The sequence below is a fragment of the Rariglobus hedericola genome, from assembly GCF_007559335.1.
GTDB classification, from domain to species: Bacteria; Verrucomicrobiota; Verrucomicrobiia; order Opitutales; family Opitutaceae; genus Rariglobus; species Rariglobus hedericola.
In genome coordinates this window covers 2311336-2334124 of the sequence record NZ_VMBG01000001.1, presented here as the reverse complement: position 1 = coordinate 2334124, position 22789 = coordinate 2311336, and the positions used below count along the sequence as shown (strand labels likewise).

Annotated in this window: 18 protein-coding genes and 1 pseudogene; 6 read left to right on the top strand and 13 right to left on the bottom strand. The window is 62.4% G+C overall.

Annotated features, from left to right (window positions below; translation table 11 throughout):
- Window positions 1–34: 34 nt before the first annotated feature.
- The 5 genes and pseudogenes from FPL22_RS10045 to FPL22_RS10025 form a co-directional block, all read right to left on the bottom strand.
- Window positions 35–685 (bottom strand): PEP-CTERM sorting domain-containing protein, encoded by a 651-nt coding sequence (locus FPL22_RS10045; protein ID WP_144230143.1) that lies wholly within the window; start codon window positions 683–685, stop codon window positions 35–37.
- A gap of 35 nt (window positions 686–720) precedes the next feature.
- Window positions 721–1581 carry a LacI family DNA-binding transcriptional regulator gene (locus FPL22_RS10040; protein ID WP_144230142.1) on the bottom strand — a complete coding sequence of 287 codons (861 nt, stop codon included), beginning with the start codon at window positions 1579–1581 and terminating at the stop codon, window positions 721–723.
- Between the two features lie 32 nt (window positions 1582–1613).
- Window positions 1614–1742, bottom strand: a pseudogene (locus tag FPL22_RS18215) (LacI family DNA-binding transcriptional regulator); the annotation flags it as partial.
- A gap of 17 nt (window positions 1743–1759) precedes the next feature.
- Entirely contained in the window at window positions 1760–2911 is a 1152-nt protein-coding gene (locus FPL22_RS10030) for a Gfo/Idh/MocA family protein (RefSeq protein WP_144230141.1), read from the bottom strand.
- A 353-nt stretch (window positions 2912–3264) separates the two neighbouring features.
- Window positions 3265–4344, bottom strand: a complete 1080-nt coding sequence (locus tag FPL22_RS10025) for a substrate-binding domain-containing protein (RefSeq protein WP_238991372.1) — start codon at window positions 4342–4344, stop codon at window positions 3265–3267.
- Window positions 4345–4427: 83 nt separating this feature from the next.
- On the opposite strand from FPL22_RS10025, the gene FPL22_RS10020 reads away from it, so the two are divergent.
- The 4 genes from FPL22_RS10020 to FPL22_RS10005 are packed head-to-tail and all read left to right on the top strand — an operon-like array spanning window position 4428 to window position 8325.
- Window positions 4428–5324, top strand: coding sequence for a sugar phosphate nucleotidyltransferase (locus FPL22_RS10020; protein ID WP_144230139.1), 897 nt, complete (start codon window positions 4428–4430; stop codon window positions 5322–5324).
- A gap of 12 nt (window positions 5325–5336) precedes the next feature.
- Window positions 5337–6461 (top strand): phosphotransferase, encoded by a 1125-nt coding sequence (locus tag FPL22_RS10015; RefSeq protein WP_144230138.1) that lies wholly within the window; start codon window positions 5337–5339, stop codon window positions 6459–6461.
- Window positions 6458–7405 carry an NAD-dependent epimerase/dehydratase family protein gene (locus FPL22_RS10010; protein WP_144230137.1) on the top strand — a complete coding sequence of 316 codons (948 nt, stop codon included), beginning with the start codon at window positions 6458–6460 and terminating at the stop codon, window positions 7403–7405. Before FPL22_RS10015 ends, FPL22_RS10010 begins: the two co-directional genes overlap by 4 nt.
- A 53-nt stretch (window positions 7406–7458) precedes the next feature.
- Window positions 7459–8325 carry a helix-turn-helix domain-containing protein gene (locus FPL22_RS10005; protein ID WP_144230136.1) on the top strand — a complete coding sequence of 289 codons (867 nt, stop codon included), beginning with the start codon at window positions 7459–7461 and terminating at the stop codon, window positions 8323–8325.
- On the opposite strand, the gene FPL22_RS10000 is transcribed toward FPL22_RS10005, so the two are convergent.
- The 4 genes from FPL22_RS10000 to FPL22_RS09985 are packed head-to-tail and all read right to left on the bottom strand — an operon-like array spanning window position 8315 to window position 11451.
- Entirely contained in the window at window positions 8315–9019 is a 705-nt protein-coding gene (locus FPL22_RS10000) for a GDSL-type esterase/lipase family protein (protein ID WP_144230135.1), read from the bottom strand. The genes FPL22_RS10005 and FPL22_RS10000 overlap by 11 nt on opposite strands.
- Window positions 9020–9037: 18 nt before the next feature.
- Window positions 9038–9805, bottom strand: a complete 768-nt coding sequence (locus FPL22_RS09995) for a LamG domain-containing protein (RefSeq protein WP_162525251.1) — start codon at window positions 9803–9805, stop codon at window positions 9038–9040.
- 31 nt (window positions 9806–9836) lie between these two features.
- On the bottom strand, window positions 9837–10682 hold the full coding sequence (locus FPL22_RS09990) for a hypothetical protein (RefSeq protein WP_144230133.1): 846 nt from the start codon (window positions 10680–10682) through the stop codon (window positions 9837–9839).
- Window positions 10683–10719: 37 nt separating this feature from the next.
- On the bottom strand, window positions 10720–11451 hold the full coding sequence (locus FPL22_RS09985) for a DUF1559 family PulG-like putative transporter (RefSeq protein WP_144230132.1): 732 nt from the start codon (window positions 11449–11451) through the stop codon (window positions 10720–10722).
- Window positions 11452–11685: 234 nt separating this feature from the next.
- Here FPL22_RS09985 and FPL22_RS09980 point away from each other — a divergent pair, with 234 nt between their 5' ends.
- Window positions 11686–12729 carry a LacI family DNA-binding transcriptional regulator gene (locus FPL22_RS09980; protein WP_144230131.1) on the top strand — a complete coding sequence of 348 codons (1044 nt, stop codon included), beginning with the start codon at window positions 11686–11688 and terminating at the stop codon, window positions 12727–12729.
- A 5-nt stretch (window positions 12730–12734) separates the two neighbouring features.
- On the opposite strand, the gene FPL22_RS09975 is transcribed toward FPL22_RS09980, so the two are convergent.
- Both FPL22_RS09975 and FPL22_RS09970 read right to left on the bottom strand, forming a co-directional pair.
- Complete coding sequence (locus tag FPL22_RS09975) at window positions 12735–13784, bottom strand: TolB family protein (RefSeq protein ID WP_144230130.1); 1050 nt, start codon at window positions 13782–13784, stop codon at window positions 12735–12737.
- A 78-nt stretch (window positions 13785–13862) separates the two neighbouring features.
- Window positions 13863–14696 (bottom strand): PEP-CTERM sorting domain-containing protein, encoded by an 834-nt coding sequence (locus FPL22_RS09970; RefSeq protein ID WP_144230129.1) that lies wholly within the window; start codon window positions 14694–14696, stop codon window positions 13863–13865.
- Between the two features lie 241 nt (window positions 14697–14937).
- Here FPL22_RS09970 and FPL22_RS09965 point away from each other — a divergent pair, with 241 nt between their 5' ends.
- Window positions 14938–17445, top strand: a complete 2508-nt coding sequence (locus FPL22_RS09965; RefSeq protein ID WP_144230128.1) for a GH39 family glycosyl hydrolase — start codon at window positions 14938–14940, stop codon at window positions 17443–17445.
- 104 nt (window positions 17446–17549) lie between these two features.
- Here the strand turns inward: FPL22_RS09965 and FPL22_RS09960 are convergent, their stop codons facing one another.
- Together FPL22_RS09960 and FPL22_RS09955 are read right to left on the bottom strand one after the other, a co-directional pair.
- Window positions 17550–19910: a glycosyl hydrolase gene (locus FPL22_RS09960; protein ID WP_144230127.1), complete on the bottom strand. Its 2361-nt coding sequence runs from the start codon at window positions 19908–19910 to the stop codon at window positions 17550–17552.
- A gap of 182 nt (window positions 19911–20092) precedes the next feature.
- Window positions 20093–22711 (bottom strand): alpha-L-rhamnosidase, encoded by a 2619-nt coding sequence (locus FPL22_RS09955; RefSeq protein WP_144230126.1) that lies wholly within the window; start codon window positions 22709–22711, stop codon window positions 20093–20095.
- Window positions 22712–22789: the final 78 nt, after the last annotated feature.

Sequence of the window (22789 nt, the reverse complement as noted above, 5' to 3'; positions counted from 1 at the left end):
GCGGTTGGTGGAAAACGCCCGACGGCTTCAGGGTTTAGCGGCGGCGGCGGAAGAAGGCGAGTGTGAGGACGCCCATGCCCGCGAGAGCTGCGTAGGTGGAGGGCTCGGGGACGGCGGAGGCGAAGGTGTAGTTGATCGGCCCGATGAGTGAGGAGCTGCCGGGCGATTCAAAATAAGTCGCCAAGTTGATTGTGCCACTTTGGAAGATCGGCGTGCTATCGACCATGGCTGTGCGGACGATGCCGAACTCAAGCGCGGCGACGGCTTGGTTGTAAGGCCCGATGAGCAAGGAAAAAGGCGCCGATGTTCCGGTGCTATACACTCCGTCTGCCTGGCGATAAGCGGTGTCTCCTTCAAAAAGAACCTCCGAGCCTATGCTCGGTGTTCCGTAAGTGTGGAAACCGGTGTTTGCATTACCATCGCTATCGATGTTCAGACGAAAGCCGTCCGTCAGAATATTGGTGTTTGTCTTAAATGTGATGAGGATAAAAAGGCGCGTGTCGTTGTTGGACACGAAGATTTGGTCTACCGGTCCAGCGCCGGTGTTGGTGGCGGACGCAACAATGCCGGTCCAGTCGGCAAGGCTGTTATCAACCAAGTTGATCTCGGCGAATGTTCCGGCGTTAGCGGTGGCAACGGTCAGGGCGAGGACCGGGAGGGCGAGCAGGCGGTGGAGCGTGTTCATGATGTGTGTTGTTTTGAAGCTGACGTTGAATGTTCTCAGGCGGAAATGGGCCCGCTGGATTCGCGGGGGATGAAGTAGGTTGAGACGGGGAGCACGGTCGGTGCAGTCTCGTCTTCGGCTGGTTTGCGCAGTGCGGTCGTGAGCGCGGCGATGGCTTCACGGGCGAGCGTTGCGCGGGGAACGCCGATGCTCGACAGCGTGGGGACCGAGTGTTCGGCGATGGCAAGGTCGTCGATGCCGATGATGGAAAATTCCTGTGGCAATTTCACGCCGGCGGCGGATGCGCCGTGGATCGCGCCGAGGGCGAGGATGTCGGTCGCGCAGATCGCGGCGGTGACACCGGCGGCGCGGAGTTCGGCGAAGGCGCGCTGGCCGTCGGCAAAGGTTTTGTGGCCGGTGCGCATGGCGATGTCGGCGGGCTTGAGGCCGTGGGCGGCGAGGGCTTTTTGCAGGGCGGAGAGTTTGGCGGTGTCGCCGAGTCCGCGGACGAAGCCGATGTTGCGGTGTCCCTGGGCGACGAGGTGATCGACGGCGGCGCGCACGCCGGGTTCGAAATCGATGACGACCTGCGCGAGGCAATCGAGGCCGGCGTGGAGTTCGCCGGTGAGGATGACGGCGGGCGTGCCTTTGAGTTGGGCGAGGAGGTGGCGGGCGCTGTCGTGTCCGTCAGAGACCACGACGACGCCGTCGATGGCTTTGCCGGCGGCGAGGGCGGCGAGTTGCGCGGCGGGGTCGGTGGGGACGGGCGTGCGGCGCGGGGCGAGTTCGAGGTGGAGTCCGAAGCCGGCGGATGCGGCGGCTTTGGCGACCTCTTGCGCGAGCTCCATGTTGTAGTAGTCGAAAATGGCTTCGTCGCCGAAACTATAATACAGGCCGAGCACGCCGCTGGATTGCATGGAGAGGCGGCGGCGAGGACGTTGGGGCTGAAGTTGAGGCGGCGGGCTTCGCTGAGCACGTGCTCCCGGGTGGCGGCACCGACGACACCGCGGCCGGAGAAGGCGCGCGAGACGGTGGCGGTGGAGACGCCGATGAGGGAGGAGAACGTGCGGATATCCATGGTGGGTGGCGGATGGCTCAGGCGGAGGCGGCGACGGGTTCGGGGGACTCGGCGGGAATCTCGGAGGCGGGGGCGAGTTCGGTGACCTGCTGGACGGCGACAAAGCGGCCGGTGGCGGCGCTTTCGCGGGCGGCGAGGCAGGCATAAACGCTCTGGAGTCCGGCGGAGAGCGGCGAGGCGGAGGCGGCGCGGCCGCGGATGACGTTGATGAAGTTTTCGGCGAGCACGCCGTCGCCGCCGAAGTGGTTGAGTCCCTCGGGGGGGCGGTCGGTGACGGTGGCGGCCTCGGCGTGGGGGTGGAGGCGGAGCTCGTTTTGATACCAGTCGAAGCGGAGTGTGCCGTGGCGTCCGCTGAGCGTGGCACCGCGGGCCTGGGCTTCGTGCTTGGAGTAGAAGACCTGTGTATAGACTCCGTGGATACCGTTGGCGAATTCGAGGAGGGCGCTGGAGGCGTCTTCGTTCATGCCGGTCTCGGGGCGGCCGATGTTGTCGAAGTAGGTGCGGGTGTCGTCGCCTTCGGCGGGTTCGAGGGAGCGGTCGCGGAAGACGCGGCCCTGTTGCGCCATGGCGGCGACGCGGACGATGGGTGCGCCGGCGAGGTAGGTGAGGTAGTCGAAGTCGTGTGTGGCCTTCTGGAGGAAGAGGCCCTGGGTCGTCGCGTAGTCGCGATACCACGAGTCGAAGTAAACGTTGCCGTAGGGGACGTAGTTCACGCCGAGGAGATGCTCGAGGCGGCCGAGTTCGCCGGCTTCGACGCGGGCTTTGACCATGCGGCAGAGATGGGAAACGCGGAGCGGGAAACTCACGACGACCTCGGAGCGGGAGCGGGCGAAGGCTTGCTCGAGGGCGTGGGCCTGGGCGAACGAAACGGAGACGGGTTTTTCGAGAAAGAGGGGCAGGCCGGACGCGGCGGCGGCGATGGCGAGGGGCGTGTGGAGATTGCAGCGGGTGCCGATCGCGAGGGCGTCCGGGCGGGCTTCGCGGAGCAATTCATCGAGGCTGTCGAAGAAGCGAACGTGGGCGCGGTCGGGCTCGGGGAGGCGGGCGAGGGCGCCTTCGCGGTCGGGGTCCACGACGCCGACGATGCGCAGCGAGGGATCGCTGGCTTTGAAGCACGTCACCATGTGAGCGAGACGTTGACCGATACCGATGAGACCGAGGCGAATCATGAGCTTGTTTTGAGCGTGAACGGGGTAGGTTTAGCAGGACTAAGGCCAACGATGTAACCGGTTACAAGATTTAAATGTAAGTGGTTACGCAAACGGCGCAGAGATTTTGTAAGATGATGATATTAAATTTTATATATGATAAAATTTTCCGGAACGTGCGATTGCTGGATACTTGCGAGAGCGCGGCCAGTAAATTGCCTTAAGTGCGGGCTGATCGATTTTGAGCGCGCAGGTGTTTTACGCGCGTGAATTACCGGGGTTTTAGTCCCGATTTTCGACGATGGGTGACGCGCAAAATCCAGCTGGAGCGTGGTCTGTATCCAGTTGTCCGGCTTCGATCCTGGGGCTGAAAATCAGGTGGTTTCGCCGTGATGGAGCACGGGCGGAAAGGCGATGCTGCGCGATTTTGATTCCGCGAGCAGGCCGACAGCGGCGCGGCCCATGGCGCGGAAATCGAAACTGATCCGGCTGAGTCCGGCGCGGGCGCTGACGCCGGTGCCCATCACGGCGAGCAGGCCGACGGGGCAGGCGCGGGCGGATTCTTTTAAGAGTGTGTGCAGGCGCACGGCGACGTGGTCCTCGGGGATGAGCAGGGCGGTGCGGGTGGTTTTCGGCAGCGAGCGAATGAGGGCGGCGGCTTCTTCGGGTGTGCCGGCGCGGACGGACGGAGCGATACGATCGGAGCAGGCGAGGGCGCGGGCGGCGGTTTCCACGGCGTTGAAAAATTCCGTTACGGCGGGATCTCCGGCGAAAGGTTCGACGGGGATGATGCGGGTGAAGCCGCGGCCGAGCAGGTGGGCGAGCGCCTGGGTCGCGGCGGCGTCGAAGTCGGCGCGGACATTGGACAGGCGGAGGCCGGCGGGGGCTTTGCGAAACAAAAGCACGCCGGGCGCGAGGCGGTCGCCGGCGCGTTTTAGCACGGCGTCGGACCACACGTGATCGAGAAGAAAGCCGCCGGCATCGTCGCCGTGGCGTTCGAGGAAGCTGTTGAGGAGGAGGCGTTGGGCGTCAGCGCCTGCGAAGGCGGGCGGACGCTCGGGGTCGGCGTGGTTGACGAGCACGTCGTCGTGCCAAAGCAGCATGGCGCGGTGCGCTTCGCCGCAGCCGGCGCTGATGCCCTCGAGCAATTCACTGTAGAGGGCGCTGCATAATTCCAGGCGGCGGATGAGGCACGCGGCGGGACGCGGGCGGTCGAGCATCGGACGTGCGGCGGCGCGATAGAAGCGTCCGCTGGTGTGCTGCCAGAAGAGGTTTTCGCGGGAGAGCTCCTGGAGCGTGCGAAACGCGGTGGCGGCGGAGAGCTTGAAGCGTTTGGCCAGCTCGCGGGTCGTGGGCAGCGGACGATCGACGGGCCAGGCGTCGTCAACGGCGCGGGTGCGCAAAAAAAGTTCGAGGCGCTTGCTGGGTTTCGGCTCGGAGGAGCGGGACGGCATAAATGAAACACGAGGGTGGCGTGCTTCATTTTGCAACAAGATATTTTGTTGCATACATGGATTTTTTGTTTCGTTTGGTCGCCATGCAACTCACACTGGTGGTTCTCGCGGCGGGGATGGGATCGCGCTACGGCGGACTCAAGCAGGTCGATCCCATGGGGCCGTCCGGAGAGACCGTGCTCGACTACTCGGTGCATGACGCGATCCGTGCGGGATTTGACCGCGTGCTGTTCATCATACGCCGTGATTTCGAGGCGGAGTTTCGCGCGGTGGTGGGCGCGCGTTTCGCGGGCCGCGTGCAGGTGGACTATGTATTCCAAGCGCTCGACGCACTGCCGGAGGGACATGTGTTACCGGCGGGTCGCACGAAGCCGTGGGGCACGGGGCATGCGGTGTGGTGCGCGCGCGAGGCACTCAACGGACCGTTTGCGGTGGTGAATGCGGACGACTTTTACGGGGCGGGATCGTTTGAGCGGCTCGCGACGTTTCTGCGGGCGGCGGGAGCGGCGAAGGCGCATCCGCCAGAGTTCGCGATGGTGGGCTTCGCGCTCGCCAACACGTTGTCCGAACACGGCGCGGTGTCGCGCGGTGTGTGCGCGGTGGGAGCCGACGGGGTGTTGCAAGGCATCGAGGAACACACCGGCATTCTGGCGACCGAGGTGGGCGTGGGTTCGGACAAAAAATATGCGCCTGAGGTCACGGTTTCGATGAACTGCTGGGGGTTCACCGCGGATTTTCTGCCGATGCTGGATGCGCGGTGGCGGGCGTTTCTCGCGATCAACGGCACGGCGGAGAAAACCGAGTTTTATCTGCCGTTCGCGGTGAACGACCTGCTCACCGCTGGCGAAGTAAGCGTGCACGTGCTGCCCACGGCGGACCAGTGGTTCGGTGTGACTTACCGTGAAGACAAACCGCGCGTGCAAGCCGCCATCGCCGCGCTCGTCGCCGCCGGCGCGTATCCGTCGCCGCTCAACACCTGATCCCTTTCTACTATGTCCACCACGACCCTTCCCTCGTTGTCTGAATTCGTCGAACTGACGCGCCGTTTTTCGATCTACGGCGAAGCCGTTGCGGCGGCGCACCACGGTTCCGGGCACATCAACGATACGTTTGCTGTCACGGTTTCGCAGGCCGGCACGGCGGTGCGCTATATTTTCCAGCGCATCAATCATCGCATCTTCACCGATGTGCCTGCGCTGATGGACAACATTCTGCGCGTCACCTCGCATCAACAGGCGCGGCTGACGGCGACGGGGGGGGGCGATGCCTCGCGACGCTCGCTCACGGTGATTCCGGGGCGCGATGGACGTCCGTATGTGCGCGATGACGGCGGTGCCTGGTGGCGCGCGTATCTCTTCATCGAGCAGGCTTTGACCTACGATAAAATCGAGTCGGCCGCGCAGGCTCGCACCGCGGCGCAGGCCTTCGGCGAGTTTCAGCGACTGCTGGCCGACCTGCCGGGCGGGCGGTTGAGCGAGACGATTCCGGCGTTTCATCACACGCCGCGCCGCTACGCGACCTTCGATGCGGCGGCGCAGGCGGATGTGGTGGGACGCGCGGCGGGTTGCGCGGAGGACGTGGCCTTTGCGCGGAGCAAAGAACCGCTCGCGCGCACGCTCACCGATCTGCTGGACGCCGGACTCGTGCCGGAGCGCGTGACGCACAACGACACCAAGCTCAACAACGTGATGCTCGACGACGTCACGGGCGCCGGCGTGTGCGTGATCGACCTCGATACGGTCATGCCCGGACTCTCGTTGTATGACTTCGGCGATATGGTGCGCTCGGCAACGAATGCAGCGGCCGAAGACGAAACCGATCTCACCCAAGTCGTGGCGCGGCCGGAAATCTTCGCGGCTTTGGCAGAGGGGTTTCTCGCCGGAGCCGGCGCGGCGCTCAACGACGTCGAGCGCGCGCACCTGGTCGTTGCGGGACAGGTGATCACCTACGAGATCGGTCTGCGGTTCCTGACCGACCACCTGCAGGGCGACGTGTATTTCAAGATCAAGCGACCCGGTCACAACCTCGACCGTGCGCGCAATCAGTTCGCGCTGGTGCGCAGCCTGGAGGCGCAGTCGGCGGCCTTTGAAAAAATCGTCTCAGCCCTTTCCCAATGAGCGCCGTATCCATCAAAAAAGCGCTCGTGACCGGCGGCTCGGGTTTCATCGGCGGGCATCTCGTGCGTGCGTTGCTCGAACAAGGTGCGGAGGTCGTGGTGTTGGACAATTTTCGCACGGGCCATCTGCGCAACATCGAGGATCTGCCGGTGCGCCTCGTGCGCGGCTGCATTACGGATCGTGAGATCGTGCGCGAGGCGGTGCGGGGCTGTGACGCGGTGTTCCATCTGGCCGCGCTCGTCAGCGTGCCGGAGTCGATGGAGCGCATTCACGAGTGCGTTTCACTCAACGTCACGGGCTTGCTGACCGTGCTTGAAGAAGCGTCCGCCGCCGGTGTGCGCAAACTGGTGCTTTCCAGTTCGGCGGCGATCTACGGTGATGATCCCGAGGTGCCGAAGCGCGAAGATATGCGTCCGGCGCCGAAGAGTCCTTACGCGATCACCAAGCTTGATGGTGAATATTACTGTGCGTTGTTCGCCGCGACGGGACGAATCGAGACCGCGTGCCTGCGTTATTTCAATGTGTTTGGGCCGAGGCAGGATCCGCGCAGCGCGTATGCGGCGGCGGTGCCGATTTTTATCCGACGTGCGCTGGCGGAACAACCGATCACGATCCATGGCGATGGCGAACAGACGCGGGATTTTGTTTTCGTGAAGGACGTGGTGGCGGCGAATATTTTTGCGGCATCCACGGTGGGGCTCACGGGCGTGTTCAATGTCGGTTACGGCGGCAGCATTACGATCAACGCAATAGCCGAGCGCATTCTGGCGCAGACCGGAGGCAAGGGCACAATCGTGCACGAAGCGCCGCGAACCGGTGATGTGCGGCACTCGCGTGCATCGGCGGACAAACTGCGCGCGGCGGGCTGGAAGCCGGGCTACGATTTGGAAGCCGGGCTCGCCGAGACGCTGGCGTGGTATCGCGAGCACGACGATCCTACTTGAAGCAAGGTGGATTTGACGTTGCGGAAGTGGGCTAGCACGTTCGGCTCACTCCTATGCAACGACTGCGCGTCGCGGATTATTTTTTTGTCAAGGAACTGCCGGTCGTCGTCATTTCGATGCCGGAGCAAGGAGCGATGGCGGTGCATCGGCATGAGTTTTCAGAGCTCACGATCATTACGGCGGGGACGGCCCTGCATGTAACCGCCGAGGGACGGTATCCGATCGCGGCGGGGGATGTATTTTTTATTCCGCCGGATCAACCGCACGGGTTCGCTGATGTGCGCGGTCTGGGATTGGTGAACGTGCTGTTTTTGCCGAAACGGTTGCCGGAACCAACCGACGAATTACGCCGTATGGCGGGGTGGCAGGCATTGTTTGAATCGGAACCGAAGTATCGCGATGCGCAGGGCTTCGCGGGGCACCTGCGGTTGCCGCCGGAAGAGCTGGAGCGCGTGACGACCCTCGTGCGCGAACTGGAAGCCGAGACGCGGGATTATATGAAAGGCGGAACAGTGCTGGTGGAGGCGTTGTTCACGCAGTTGGTGGTGCGATTGGCGCGGAGCTATGGCGCACATGCATCACCCGCGGGGCGGCGGTTGCTGGCGGTGCAGAAGGCTATCCGGCACATCGAGGAGAAACACGCGGAGGCGGTTGAGCTGAACGTGCTGGCAAAAAAAGCAGGCATGTCGCTGAGCACGTTCAAGCGTGCGTTCAAGGCGGTGACGGGAACTTCGCCCATCGACTATTTACTGCAAGTGCGCTTGGCGCGGGCGTGTCACCTGTTGCGCGATGCGGACACGACCGTGACCGAGGCGGCGCTGGCGGCGGGGTTTGGAGACGGGAATTATTTCGCGCGCCAGTTCCGGGCGCGCATGGGCTGCACGCCTCGGGAATGGCGGGAGAAGCAGGCTACGGTTTAAGCAGAGGCTTCAGGTGCGCATACCAGCCGTCGGCTAGTTTTTTTCCGCCGGAGGCGTTGAGGTGCGTGCCATCGATGTAGTCGCCACCCGGTTTGTCGTAGGGGCGCTCGCCTTTGATCAAGTCCACCTCGGTGTGCAGATCCACGAAGTGAACGCTGCGGCCGGCGGCTTGTTGTTGTTTGATGATGTCGGGCAGGGCGCGGTTGAGCGGGCCGGCGTAGTCGTCTTTCCAGGCGATTTTAAGCACGGAGGAAACGAGGATGGTGGCCTTGGGCGCGAGGGTGTGCAGACGATCGAGAAAGGCGGTCATGCGCTCGGGCGCGTTGGAAGGATCGACGCCTGCCTTGCCGTTGTAGTCGTTGTTGCCGACGAGGACGGTGATGATGTCGGGGCGCGCGGCGGGAACCCATTCTTCGATGTTGGCAAAGAGGCTGCCCGGCTTGCTCTCGTCGGGGCCGATGGTGTAACCGCCGTGGCCTTCGTGGCGAAGCGGGGCGCCGCCTTTTGATCCCACGAACTCGAAGGAGATGCCGTCGGCGGTGAGTTTGTCGTAGAGGAATTTGCGCGCCTCCGACTGGGCGGTGAGCGAATCGCCCAGTTGCATGATGCGCACGGGGGCTTCGGCAAAAGCGACGGCACCGAGCAGCAAGGCAGCGACGGCCGCGATGGTCGTGCGAATGAAGGAGGTTGTCATGATGATGACGGCGGCGGGTTAATCCTGCGTGGGTTTCAGTGCCTTGAGTTCTTTTTCGCTGAGGGCGCGCGAGTAGACGCGGATTTCGTCATAGGTGGTCACGCCCATGAGCGAGCCGGGGGATTTGAGCTGGCCGATGCCGAGTCCGCCGAAGCGTGGCAACGCGAGGGCATCGTGGTGGCGGCTGGTGACGAGGACGCCGTCGACCCACATGCTGGCGGCGTTGAAAGCCGGGTCGAAGACCAGGGCGACATCGATGAATTCGCCGACGGGCGCGGGTTGGAAACGCGATGAACCCACGCCGAGTTGCGTGCCGTTGGAGGTGCGACTCAGGAAGGAGAAACCGGCCTGGGTGACGTCGCCGCCGACGGGGCGGTAGAGAAGGGAGAAGACCATGTTGGACCAATCGCCGGTGTCGGGCGTGTCCTGCAAGCCGAGGAGATTGATCTCATAATCCGTGGGCAGGGCATCCATGCGAATGCGGGCCCAGATGGTCACGCCGCTGGTGAGCGCGGGAAATTTTTCCGAGTTGAGCGCGGAGGCAATCAGGTATTGGCGGTCGCTGAGAGTGATGGCGCCCTTCTGCGATTTGGGGGTGAAGGGGCGGCTAGAAGACAGGGCAATGTTGCCGGGAACGCTGGTGAGCGAGCCGTTCTTGAACGTCCATTTGGCGACGAGGGCCTGCTCGGGATCGGCAGCGGAGAGCGACGTGGTAAGGAGAGCGAGGCCGGCGGCAAGCAAGGCGGACCGGAGGAAGTTGCGGGAGGGTTTCTGGAGGTAGTTCATAACGGAAAAAGGGGAAGGTAGCCGCAGGATTTTAGCGCGCGGGGAGGGCGGCTTCATCCGCGAGGCGGACGGGAGTGGATTCGATTTTCATCACGCAGGCGTAGAGCGCGGCGAACGTGCGTTGGGCCGAGTCGGCACTGCCGGACTGGATGCCGCGGAGGGCGTTATCCACGAGAAGGGCCAGCAAGTCGGTGCCGCGGATTTGTCCGGCGCGCAGCTGCAAAGGTGGCAGGATTTCGTTTTGAAAATTCAGCAGGGCGGGTTCAATCAGTGACGCGGCATCGGCCCCTGCAATATAAGTGTCAATGGCACGAAAGCCGGCCAGGGCGACCGCCAGATCGCGGGCGGCGACATCCTTGGATGCGCGCGCCGGAAGAGGGCGGTTATCCGCAGGCGTGTTGAGCCGGTTGATGGCGTGCGTGCGCAAAGTTGCGTCATCGAGAATTCGGGCGGCGGAGAGCAGCACGAAGATCTCGTTGATGGCTTCGGGCGGGACGGCGGATTTGCGGTTGGTATCTGAATAACGGATACTGGTTGCCGATTTTTCCAGGTTGAGCGCGATTTTTTCGGTCAACGCGGACGGGAGCCGGCGGCGGTGACGGTGCCAGATCAACGAGAGGGTGAGTGCGCCGGTGCCAGGCGGAGTTGATGGATCGACGAGGCGGTTGATGATCGCTTCGGCGCGGCCTTGACGGGATCGCTCGGCCATTTCCAGCAATGCGAGTGCGTAGTGCAGGGATTCCTCGCAGGCGGGCGACGGGTTGCGCGGTGATTTGAGCCCCGAGTGGCGCAGGCCCACAATTTCTGGATCAAAGATGCCGTCCCATGCCTCGACCAGGCGGTCCAAATGGTTCCGGCGATGTTCGTCGGTGATCACGGGCGGGCGCTTCGAGCGGAGGGTTGGCGGGCCGTGCTTACCACGGACGTGCTTCGATGTTGGTCGATTTGACCAGATAGTAGCTGAGTCCGTTTTTGGCCACGGCCTCGACGTGGCCGTCCACAAAGAGCACCTGATCGCGCTGCTTGTGCCAGAGGGCGGTGAAGTCGCGATACATGTAGGAGGTGTTCGGCATGAAAACGGTGCCCGTGTTGGAATCGACGATCAGCGCGGTGGCGGCGGGCTTGGCGAATTCGTTTATGCGGCGGGCGATGGCGCGATCCTCGTTGTAAGTGGCCATGCTGTAAGAGATGCGCTGGATGTCGGTGACGCCCGCGCCTTCAAGAGCCCAGTCGGGTTTGCTCGGGCAGCGGAAAACACTGTCCCAAATCGCGGCACGTTTACCGACGTTGTCGGAGATGCCGGGCTTGCGATTCTCCAAGTATGGCTGGACCGCGGTCATCCAAGAATCGTTATACCAGTCGGAGGGACCGTTGACGGGAGTGGCGAGGGGAGCGGCAAACTTACCCTTGTTGGATTGCGCGTAGAGATTCATCCCGACGCCGATTTGGCGGAGGTTGCTCATGCATTGGGATGAGCGCGCGCTTTCGCGCACACTGCCGGTTACGGGGATGATAATCGCCGCGAGAATACCGATGATGGCGATGACCGCCAGCAGCTCGACCAGCGTGAAACCGCGGCCGGATTTATGTGTGCTGGTGTGGCCTTTCGGGGGCAGCGAAAAGGAGATGTGGACGGGGCGGGGCATGGCGGGCGGGGTAGTTGATTGTGCCGGACTATTCCGGATCTGCGGTAAATAAAAAAACGGGTTATCGCGAATGGTTGCCGAAAGGGATCGCAACGGATTTTTCTTTTTTTGTCTTACAGTGGGCGGTGCAATCTGATCGGTTGGCTTTCCGAAATCCGGACTGGGGTTGGGTAGATAAGACCAGTTTCGTTCTTCCCTGATTGATCTCAACCCCTGCTCAGTCTGACACGTAAGATGTCCTCGTCTCCTCCCCCCAATATTCGAGATCTCGCGGCGCGTCTAGGTATCAGCCACACGACGGTATCGCTGGCATTGCGCAATCATCCGTCGGTGGCGGAAGCGACGCGCCGCCGGGTGCAGGACCTCGCGCAGAAAACAGGCTATCATTCCAATGCACTGGTGAACGCACTCATGGTGCAAGTGCGTCGCGGACGCCGCATCGCGCCCTCGGGCGAAGTGGTCGCGTATCTGACTTCACATTCCGGTGAGGATGACTGGCGGCAGCATCCGTCGCATCGGCAACAATTCGAAGGGGCGCGGCAGCGGGCGGAAGAGTTGGGCTTTATGCTCCAGCCGATGTGGCTCGGAGATCGTGGGCTTCGCTCGCGTCAGCTGGATCGAATCCTCGGCGCGCGCGGAGTGCGCGGGGCGATCCTCGCGCCCCTGGCGGTTGATCATCACACACTGGAGCTGGACTGGGCGCATCGTGCGGTGGTGACGATTGGTTATTCGTTCCGGCAGGTTCCGTTGCACCGCACGGTGCACGACAACGTGAGCCTGATGGAGGCGTGTTACCAGCAATTGAAAAAGCTCGGGCACAAACGCATCGGACTGGTGATGCACGAGACCGACAGTGCGCGGGTGCGCCATCTTTGGGTCACTGGATTTCTGGGAGCACAGTGGCGTTTTGGCGGCGCTCGGATTGCCCCGATGATGTTCAAGGATTTTGACGACGACGGCCCGTTTTTGAAATGGGTGAAGAAAACGCGTCCGGACGCGGTCATCGGCGTGTGGCGCGATCAGCCGCTCGACTGGCTGCGAAATAATAAGATCAGTGTGCCCGCGCAGGTGGGCTACGCCACGCTCGATCTCGGCGACCGCGTCGGGAAAATCGCCGGTATGCAACAAGACAACACGAGCATCGGCATGGCGGCGATGGACATGCTCGCAGGACAGCTTTTCCGCAGTGAGATCGGCATGCCGGTGTCGCCCAAGGTCACGTTGGTCGAGGGCACCTGGATGGACGGTCCGACGGCGAACCGGCGGGCGGAGTCCTGATTACCTCAAGCGATCTTCACACGGCACACGCGATAGCGTTGGTTGCCGGGTTCGCTTTGGTTGAAATACACCCACTGGCCGTCGGGCGAAAACGTGGGATGCGGATGCGCCGGGTGATGCGGCGTGGAAAGCGTGTGGGCGATGACGCGACGGGCACCGGTGGCCATGTCGATGAGCACGATGTCGCTGCCGGCGTCGGCAGGACTGAATTCGATTTCCGGGCGGTCTAGCGGGGCGCTCGTGTCGGTGACGGCCATGGTGCCGTCGCGGGAAATATTGGAGTGCCAGTCGCGGTCGCCTTCGCTGACGAGGCGTGCGGGGCGTCCGTCGGCGTAGATTTCGTAGAGTCCGCGCGGGCGACCTTTGCTGCCGACATACGCGACCGCGAGACCGGTATCGGCGTGGTGCGCCCATAACTCGTGGCCGATGTTGAGGCGTTTTTCGACGGGCAGGTGACTGAGGTCAAAGACGCAGCGGGCGGTCTCGGGCGAGCCGGCGGTGAAGACCCAGGCGCGGTCCGCGATTTCGTGAGCGGGGCCCTCGTGACTGAAGCCGATCAACGAAGGGTTGTGCGGGACGTAGTGGAAGTGGTTGGCATACCACTCGGAACTCCAGAGCTCTTTATGCGTGTCGTCGCTAAGTGAAAATTCCCAGCAGCGATGCCGGCCTTCAAAATGGGCATGCACGAGGACATGAGTCCCCTCTGGATGCAGGCTGCACAACTCGCAGTATTTCGTATCGGCGGGGAAGGTAAACACGGCGTGCGGTTTCGCGGACGCGTTGCCTAGATCGAGCGTGAAGAGCGTGAGCTCGCTCAGGCAGGCCAGCACGTTTTCAGCGACATCGAAGTAAACGCAGCGCGCGTCATTCTTCGCGTGGGAAACTTCAGCGAGGACGGTGGCTTGGCCGGACGCGACGTCGTGACGCACAAAGGCGGTCATCGTGGGCCCGCGACGGGCGAGGATCAGACCGGCACCGTTGTCCACCCAGCCGTTGGAATGCGGGTAGGTGAGGTATTCGAAGTCTGAGAACTGAGTGACGGGAATGGCGTCCATGAGGGGTAGGAACGAGGCGAGCAAACAGGGCGGAGTTCGCCCACGTTAGCCCTTAGAATCCGTAGAATTCTCCTGCGGTCAACGACGGCGGCGCATGCCGACCATCAACAGCGTGCCGGCACCGACGAGGAGTGCGTAAGTGCCGGGCTCGGGAATCGCGGATGTGGAGGTGAAGTTGATGTTGTCGAGTTCGACGTGGGGATCCGAGGAGCTGCGGGCGTCGAAGGTCCCGGCTGAGAAGTAGAGGGAGCCTGGGGTGATGTTGGCTCCCCGGGTCGAGAGGCCGGAAAGGGAGGTAAGTTGGGTGCTGGTGGACGTGTTGGTGATGCTGAAGCCCCATGTGTCTTGGATGGCGCTTCCGAAATCGGCGGTGATGCCGATGCGGTAGCTGGTTCCGGCCACCAGCGTGAGACTCGGCACGTTCGTTGTCGTGGTTCCGTTGGTGTAGCCGACGGTCAGATCAGCATTGATGAAAAACTGGACGGCGTTGTTGGCACCGGTGGAGGTCGCGTTTGTCGTGGCAATGCCGAAGACCAAATTTCCGCGGGAGCCGTTGCCCAGAGCCAGCGGAGTGAAGTCGAACGAACCACTGAGGATGTTGTTACCCGTGCCGGTGGTGCTGACTCCGGTGAAATTGGCTTGGATAATCGAATTGCTGGCCGCGGTGTTGTTGTCGCTGAGGCGAACGGCGTAATTGCCGCTACCTTTGTCGGCGATGGAAAGAGTCTGCTGAGAGCCGAGGTTGTAGTTGAACTGTCCTGTGCCGCTGCCGAGGGTGCCGGTGCTATTGGTGATGGGCGACGTGGCTCCGAGTGTGTCGAAGTTTTGGGAGAAGAGGGTGGTCTGGGCCGAGACGAATTGGCTGAGGCCGAGGCCGGCGGCGAGGCAGACGAGGGGGCGAAATAATTTCATGGTGGGTAAGGGGGCTGCCTGCTTTTGACCGCAGGGGCGGTGTCCCCACAATGCGCTTGGAATCTTACACGTAAGGATTGCGCGGTGTGCAGGTGTCGGGCGTGCAGCTCGCGCGCGCGTCTTACATGGAAGATATTTGGGTGATTGTGCCGGTTTTGAATTCGCGGCTCGGTCGTTACCTGCGGATGTCCTGTTATTGTTCGGCCGCTTCGTTTAACTACCCTCACCCCGTCTATTGCTTATGAGCCTCCGACTTCTTGTTTGTCGTTTTGTGATGCTGGCCGCGTGCCTCGGTTCTGTGGTCGCCACGGCCGCGTTGCCTGCGGTTCCCTCGGCCGGAATCAAACCGGCGGACCGCGTAATCCTGGTTTATGGGGGGCAGGAAAAAATCCGTTTCGATCTGGGCGCGCAAGGTGCAGCCGTGGCGAGCGTGCGTTGGTCGATGGACGATTGGCTCAAGAAAAAACGCGGCGGCGGTGAACTGCGTCCGGAAAAAACGTCCGGTCGAAACGTAGTCGCGGTGCCTTCGCCCGGGACGGGTTGGTTCCGCGTGCGGCTCGAAGCGCGCGATGGGGCCGGCGTCTTGCTGGGTGCGGATGAATTTGCGCTGACGATTGGCGAGCCGGTGAAGAGCGACGGCCGTTTTTTCCGCTACGGAGTGTGCACCCATTTGTTTCGAAACACGCCGGAAGACCTTCGTCGTGAACTGGACGCCGCCTCGGGGCTCGGCATCGACATGGTCCGCGATTCTCTGGACTGGAACGGCATTCAGCCCGCGGCCGGGCAGTGGCGCTTTGAAGCGAGCGATGCGCTCCTGGATGAACTCGATGCGCGTAAAATCGAACAGCAGTGGCTGCTGGGCTTCACTGCGCGCTGGGCCACCCTGGGAAATCCGCAAGGCAGCCATGCCGACTGGAACAAGGCCGCGCCGAAGATGGAGCCGTGGCTCGAGTTCGTCACGACGACGGTGAAGCGTTATCAGAAGCGCATTCGTTGGTGGGAAATCTGGAACGAGCCCGACATCGGTTTCTGGAATGCGCCGGTTGCGGATTACGTCACGCTGTTCGACCGCACGGCCGCCGCGATCAAGGCAGTCGATCCCACGCTGCAAGTGATGAACGGCGGTTTTGCCATGGTGAAGCGCAAGCCGAACCCGGAGTTCATTCGCGACTTCCTCGCCGCGGCGGAAACGCGCAACTGGGACATCCGCGCGTATCACGACTACATGTCGTTTCCGGATATGATCGTGCGCCATCGCGAACACGAAGCGGCTTACCAAGGCCATGCCTTGGCCAAGGCTCCGGTCTTTGTGAATGAGGGCGGCTTCCACACGTTGATGCCCGGCGGGGAGCCTGAGCAGGCGATCACGTTGGCCAAAAAAATGGCTGCCTCGCCGGCCTTTGGATTCACGGGATATCTTTGGTATAACTTGCGCGACAAGGGCGTGGATCCCACCGACAAAGAGCATCACTTCGGGCTCACTGGTCGCGACTTTCAGCTCAAGCCCGCCTATGCGGCTTACCGTCAGGTCATTCGTGAGCTTTCTGGCCGGAAATATCTTACGAGCGCCCAGCCTATCGACGGGGCGATGCAGATGCACCTGTATGCTGGCTCCGCTGCAGGCGAGGGCAACGTGCTCGTCTTGTGGAATGAATCCCGCGGGTTTAGCCAGCCGATGTGGATCGAGTGTCCGGCGGGCGTGAGCGTAGTGTCCGCGACCGATCTGATGGGTGAGCCGCTGGCAATCACCGGATTGGACGACGGGGTGTTGATCGAAGTGACGGACCGCCCGGTTTACCTGCGGTTAAGCGGCCCGGCGATGTTGCCGGTGGTGCAGCCGATTCTTGAGCTGCCCAAGACGCTCGCGCTGGTGGCGGGTCGGGATGTTGAAGCGGCGGTTAAAGTGCGCAATCCGCTGAAACGAAACCTGACTCCGTCGATTGAGTGGGAGTCGGATCGTGCGGGTTTGAAAATCACCCGCCGCGACAAATCGGGTGCAGTTGGCCCGGGCGCGGAGGCTGCGTTAACGACGGTTTTCAGTATCGATAAGGCTGATACGAGCGGGGCGTTGGTTGGCCGGATTACTCTGGGTGACGCGGCGCAACCGTTCGTTTTCCGGCTGCCCTATGAAGGCGTGCGGGTGGTGCCGCGCAGCGAGTCTGCTCCGCTGGTGCTGGAGCTGAACAAGCGGGACGATGTGGTGAATCTCTTTGAGGCGCTCATCCGTCCCGAGATGAACTGGCGCGGCACAAGCGATCTCTCGGGAAGCGCGCGGCTCAGTGCTTCCGATGAAGCGCTCGTGTTGGATATTCGCGTGACGGATGACCGCCATGTGCAAAGCCACACGGACACCGATCTGTGGGAGCAGGATTCTTTGCAGGTCGGAATCGCGCTTTCGGGGCTGCCGACTGATTACAGCGAGGTCGGTTTTGCGCTGACTGAAAAGGGCGAGTTGAACGGCGCGGTTTATCAGATGGCACCGCGCACCACGTTGCGAACCAGCCGGGTGACGCGGCAGACTGCGCTGGCGATTACGCGTGAAGGCACGACGACCCGCTATCAGGTGCGTCTGCCTTGGGTGGCGCTCGGGCTGAAGCAGGTGCCGGCTGAGCCGTTCCGCGTGAACTTTATCGTGAACGATGACGACGGCGACGGACGCAAACAATGGCTGCGCCTTGCGCCTGGCATGGGTGACGGCAAGGCGCCGGAACGGTTCCCGCTGTTCTTGGTGGAGCCGGCAGCGCGTTGATGATCGGAAAAGAGCGCGTGATAGCCGACGCGACCTGAAGCAGCGAAGGAGCCTGTTCCTTCGCTGTCTCAGGTCACCGGCAGAGCGCGGTGCGGTCGGGCGTTTTAGTTATTCACGGTCAGTTCGACGCGGCGCACGTATTCAGTCGGGCCGGTGTCGTAGCCGTTGCCGATGCGGAAATCGGCGGAGTAGTTTTGAGCGTTGGTAAAGCTGGCGTCGGTGACGTTAACCGTGACCGTGCGCCAGGCGTTGGTGTTGGTCTTCGTGATATTCACGCCTTTGTAGGCATTGCCGACGGCATTGTAATGCAGGGTAAGTTTGTCGGTGCCGGCATCCCAAAAAGTGATGGCGATGCTGACGTCGGTATTCCCCGAACCGGCGAGATCGTCGTCGGCTCGGAAGTAGAGGTATTTATTGCTGGCGGTGATGGAGCGGCATTCCAGGCCTCCGATGGTGGCGACGACGTTGGCGGCTTCACCAGAGGCGGTCATGACATAGTGGAGCCGCTTGTAATCAGGCGTGGTCCCGAGGACGGCCCAAGCTTGGTTGAGGACGGTAACGTCAATGCGGCTCACGTATTCGGCGGTGCCATCCAAGCCATTGGTGATGCGAAAGTCGCTGAAGTAACTTTGCGCGTTGGCGAACTGAGCGTCGGTGATCGAGAGGGTGACGGTGCGCCAGGCGTTGGTATTGGTTTTGGTGATCGAGATGGTCTTATGGGTGCTGCTGATCGCGTTGTATTGGAGCGCGAGGTTGTCGGTGCCGGCATCCCAAAAACGGATGGAGACGTTGATGGCGGTGTCGCCGGTCCGGGCGAGGGCGTCACTGACTCTGAAGTAAAAGTATTTGTTGTTTCCCGTGATGGACCGGCATTCGACCCCACCTTGGATGGCGACCGGATTGTAGGCTTCGTTGGCGGAGTTGGGATCGATGACGTAGTCGATCAGTTTGTAGGCCGGCGTGGTTTGAAGAATGACCGAACCCGGGTTGAAGGATTTATGCACGGTGACGTTGCGAACGGTGAGACCGGTGCTGCCGGCGGAGAAACGAAAGTCGGCGCTGTTGTTTTGCCGGTTTGCGAACTTCACGTCGTTGAGAGTGAACGTGACGGTTTTCCACAGTCCGGTGTTGGTGCGCACAGTGGAGACGCTCTGGTAGGCGTTGGCGGTGCCGTCGTATTGCAGGGTGAAGTTGCCCGAACCTGTATCGAGGAAGGTGACGTCAACGTAAGCGGTGCGGTCCAAGCCGCTGTTGCCGTCATAGAGCCAGCCGTCGTTGACGCGGTAATACATGTAGCGGGTGGCGGCAATGACCCGGTCGTCGCCTGATGGCGTGACATAGCTGCCGTCACCGCTGGTGGTGGGAACGTAGAGGAGCGTGTGCAACGTTCCGGCCTGCGACGGGTATGCGGCCTGCTTGGCGAAATCGGTTTGGGCTCCGTCGAGCGCTTGATAGTGCCGGAATGCCTTGAACGGCGTGAGGTCGTTGGAGGTCAGTCCGAAGTTTTCCTCCTGAGGATTGGGCGGCGTGATGACGGGGTTGCTATGACAATACCAGAAGTAGCGGGAGACATCGCTCCAGCCGAGGTTGCCCGTGTGGATCTGATCGACCCGGTCGGCTTTGGCGGATTCCAAGGAGGTGTTGCCGTAGGTGGTGTAGCCAGTCTCGGTGATCCAGATCGGTTTGTTCTGGATGCCGTATTTGTTGATCACATCGAGCATGCCTTGGTGCAGTTTGACGTGACGCGCGTAGTCACCGTAGGCGTGGTAATTGGTGACATCGAAATAGTTGATCGCGCCGAGCGCCATGAGGCTATCGAAGAAGGTTCCGAGGCCGTAGGAGTCGGCGGTGCCGTCATACAAGGCGAGGCCGCCCAAGAGAACGGTGTTGGACGGGTTGGTCAGCTTTACCTTGGCATGGGCTTTTTGGAGCAGGGTGTAGTAGTCGGCCACACTGTCCTCCCAGAAGCCGATCAAGTCGGGCTCGTTCCAGACTTCCCAGTGTGAAATCTTGCCGTTGTAGCGGGCGGTGATGAACGAGACGTAGCTCTCCCAGTCAGCCCAGTTGGCGGGTTTTCGCCGAGTAATATGGGGCCACGCCAAGGTGGGCTGGGAGGATGCCCACGGTGCCGTGTAGCATAGTATCCAAAGGACGTTTACGCCGCCGTCGTGCAGGCGATCCACAATTCCGTCCAGCTTGGTCAGATAGGCGGAGTCATAGGTGTTTTTCGATGTTTCGATCGAGCCCCATTCAGGGGAGATGCGAACCCATTTTACTCCGGAGGCGATCAGTTGATCACAGTAAGCAGCGGGATCCGAAACGCTTTGTGGTCTCACACAAAGCCCGAATTTTTCCATGGCGACGGGCGCGGCGTTGAGCGCCGGCGTGATGAACAGGAGGGAGGACAGAACAGCCAACGGCGTGAAGCCAGCCAGCACGCCGCGGAGGGGAGCGGTGATTCTCATGGGTAGGTCCAATTTAACCAAGACCGCGCGCCATCACGACCGGAAGGTCGGGATAGGGGTGACGCGCGGATTCTACCGTGAATCGAACAGGCGGACTCCGGCTGGCAATACGCTCGGACTCCACCACGTAAGACTAGGACGGCGCGGCGGGACCGCTCACCGGGCCGGCGGACGCCTTGGCGTTATTTGGCCGGGAGCGTGAAGACGTAGCGCCCCGGAGGGAGGACGAGGGCGGGGAGGTTGTCGTGCGTCGCGGTGGAGATGCCGACGGTATCTCGCCACGGTTTTTTGGCGATGCGCACTTCGTCGAGTGATGCGGCGGGTGGGACGGCGAGGGCGGTGGTGTTGGGCGGGACAACGACGGTCCAAGTGATCGTTTTGGCGGTGCGTTTCCAGGCGCTGCTGACGATACCGTAGGGCGTGTCGAGTGTTGCAGTGGCGTGGGTGAGCTTGTCGTGCGGTTGGGGGCGCAGGAGGATTTTTTTGAAGGCGGGGGCGAGTTCGCTGATGCCGGCGGTGGTGTTGTAGAGCCACTCGCCGATCGCACCGTAGGCGTAGTGGTTGAAGGAGTTCATGCCGACTTCGCCGAAGCCTTTGTTGGGCGTCCAGCTGTTCCAACGTTCCCACATGGTCGTGGCTCCGTTTTTGACTGGGAAAAGCCATCCAGGATAGTCGTCGTTGAAGAGGAGTTTGTAGGCGAGGTCGGTGCGTCCAAAGCGACTGAGCACGGGGCAGAGCAGCGGGGTGCCCACGAAGCCGGTGGCGAGGTGGTCGTTACGGCGTTTGAGGGCGCGTTCGAGGTTGGCGAGCGCAGCGGGGCGGAGCTTTTCGGGCAGGAGGTCGAAGCCGAGCGCGAGCAGGTAGGCAGTCTGGGTGTCACCGGCGAGGCGTCCGTCGGGGGTGACGAAGCGGCGGTTGAAGGCGGCGAGGATTTTGGCGTGGAGCGCGTTGAAGCGTTTGGCGTCGGCGGTGTGGCCAAGGATGCGCGCGACGTCGGCCATGATGGCGGTGATGCGGGCAAAATAGGCGGTGCCGATGAGATCGCTGGGCGTGGCGCCCCAGCCGGCTTCGGAGGCGTCGGGGGCGAGCCAGTCGCCGTAGTGGGTGTCGGGGCGGATGAGAGCGGCGGAGGTTTTTTCCTGGAAGGCGACCGAGCGGGCCATCGCGGAGTAGTTTTCGGAGAGGATGCGGGTGTCTCCGTATTTCTGATACACAGTCCACGGGCAGATGACGCCGGCGTCGCCCCAGGCGGCGGTGCCGCCGGTGTTGTCGGGCCAGATGTTGAAGAAGATGTCGGGCGCGGTGTCGGGGAAGGCGCCGCTCGGATGCTGGCCGTCGGCGAGGTCGCGCGTCCATTTGCGGAAGAAGGAGGCGACGTCGTAGTTGAAGGCGGCGGTGGGGATGAACACTTGCGCGTCGCCGGTCCAGCCGAGGCGTTCGTCGCGTTGCGGACAGTCGGTGGGGACTTCGAGGAAGTTGCCGCGCTGGCCCCAGCGGATGTTGGACTGGAGCTGGTTCACGAGCGGATCGGAGCAGGTGAAGGTGCCGGTGGACTCCATGTCGGTGTGCCAGACGAGGCCGGTGACGGCGTCGGGACGCGGCTTGGTTTTCAGGCCGGTGAGTTCGACGTAGCGGAAGCCGTGGAAGGTGAAGCGCGGCTCGTAGGTCTCAAGGCCGCCGCCACGGCAGATGTAGGTGTCGGTGCAGCGGGCACCGCGGAGATTGGCGGTATAAACGGTGCCGTCGGCCTGGAGCATTTCGGCGTAGCGGATCGTGATCTTCGTGCCTCGCGGAGCGCGGATACGCAGGCGGATGTTGCCGACCATGTTTTGGCCGAGATCGAAGACGTGGGTGCCTTTCGTCGGCTGGGTGAGAGCGACGGTGGCGAGTTCTTCGATGGTGCGGACCCGGCCGAAGGCTTTGGCGGTGAGAGGAAGCGAGGGGAAAGCGAGAACGCGGGCGGGTTGCCAGGTTTTGGGCGCAAGGCGGGCATCGAAGGCTTCTCCGTTGTAGAGGTCGGCAGCGACGACGGGGCCGAGGGACGTTTTCCAAGAGGCGTCGGTGCCGATCCAGCGGACTGAGCCGTCGGCTTCGACGAGACGGAGGGTGGCAAGAAGCGCAGGTTTATCGCCGTAGTTATTGCGTTGGGTTTTGAATCCGAAGAAGCCGCAATACCAACCGTCGGCGAGGAGGGCCTCTAGAGTGTTGTCACCGGCGGTGAGTTGCGCGGTGACGTCGTAGGTCAGGTATTCGAGGCGGTGGCGGTAGTCGGTCCAGCCGGGCGTGAGGTGGTCGTTGCCGATGCGTTGTCCGTTGACGTGCGGTTCAAAGATGCCGCGAGCGGTGATGTAGAGGCGGGCTTCGCGCGGGGCGGCGGTGAGGCGGAAGGTTTTGCGCAGGTGGGCGGCGGGGCGGTCGGCGGGCGCGGCGGCGAGGGGGCGATGAATCCATTCGGCGGCGGGCCACGGAGCGAGGGCGTTGAGGAAACCGGTTTCGAACCAAGCGGGCGTGCTCCAGGCGGAAGCGGTGCCGGTGTGATCCCAGATGCGAATGCGCCAGTCGTAGCGCGTGTGGGGCTTGAGCGCGGGGCCGGCGTAGGGAACGAGAATGGACGTGTCGGCGTCGATGCGGCGGGAGTCCCAGACGACGACGTTGTGGGCGGAGACTTCGAGCTGGTAGGCGAGTTGCGAGGCGCCGTTGCGCGAGTCGGCGATTTTCCAAGAGAAACGCGGGATGGATTCGTCGAGGCCGAGCGGGTTGACGAGATGTTCGGTGCGCAGGTCGGTGAGGCGGAGGGGCATGGTGCCGCCGATATTAACAGAAAGGCGCGACGAGGCGCCTTCACGAGCAGGGATTTTTATAGCACGATCAGCTCACTC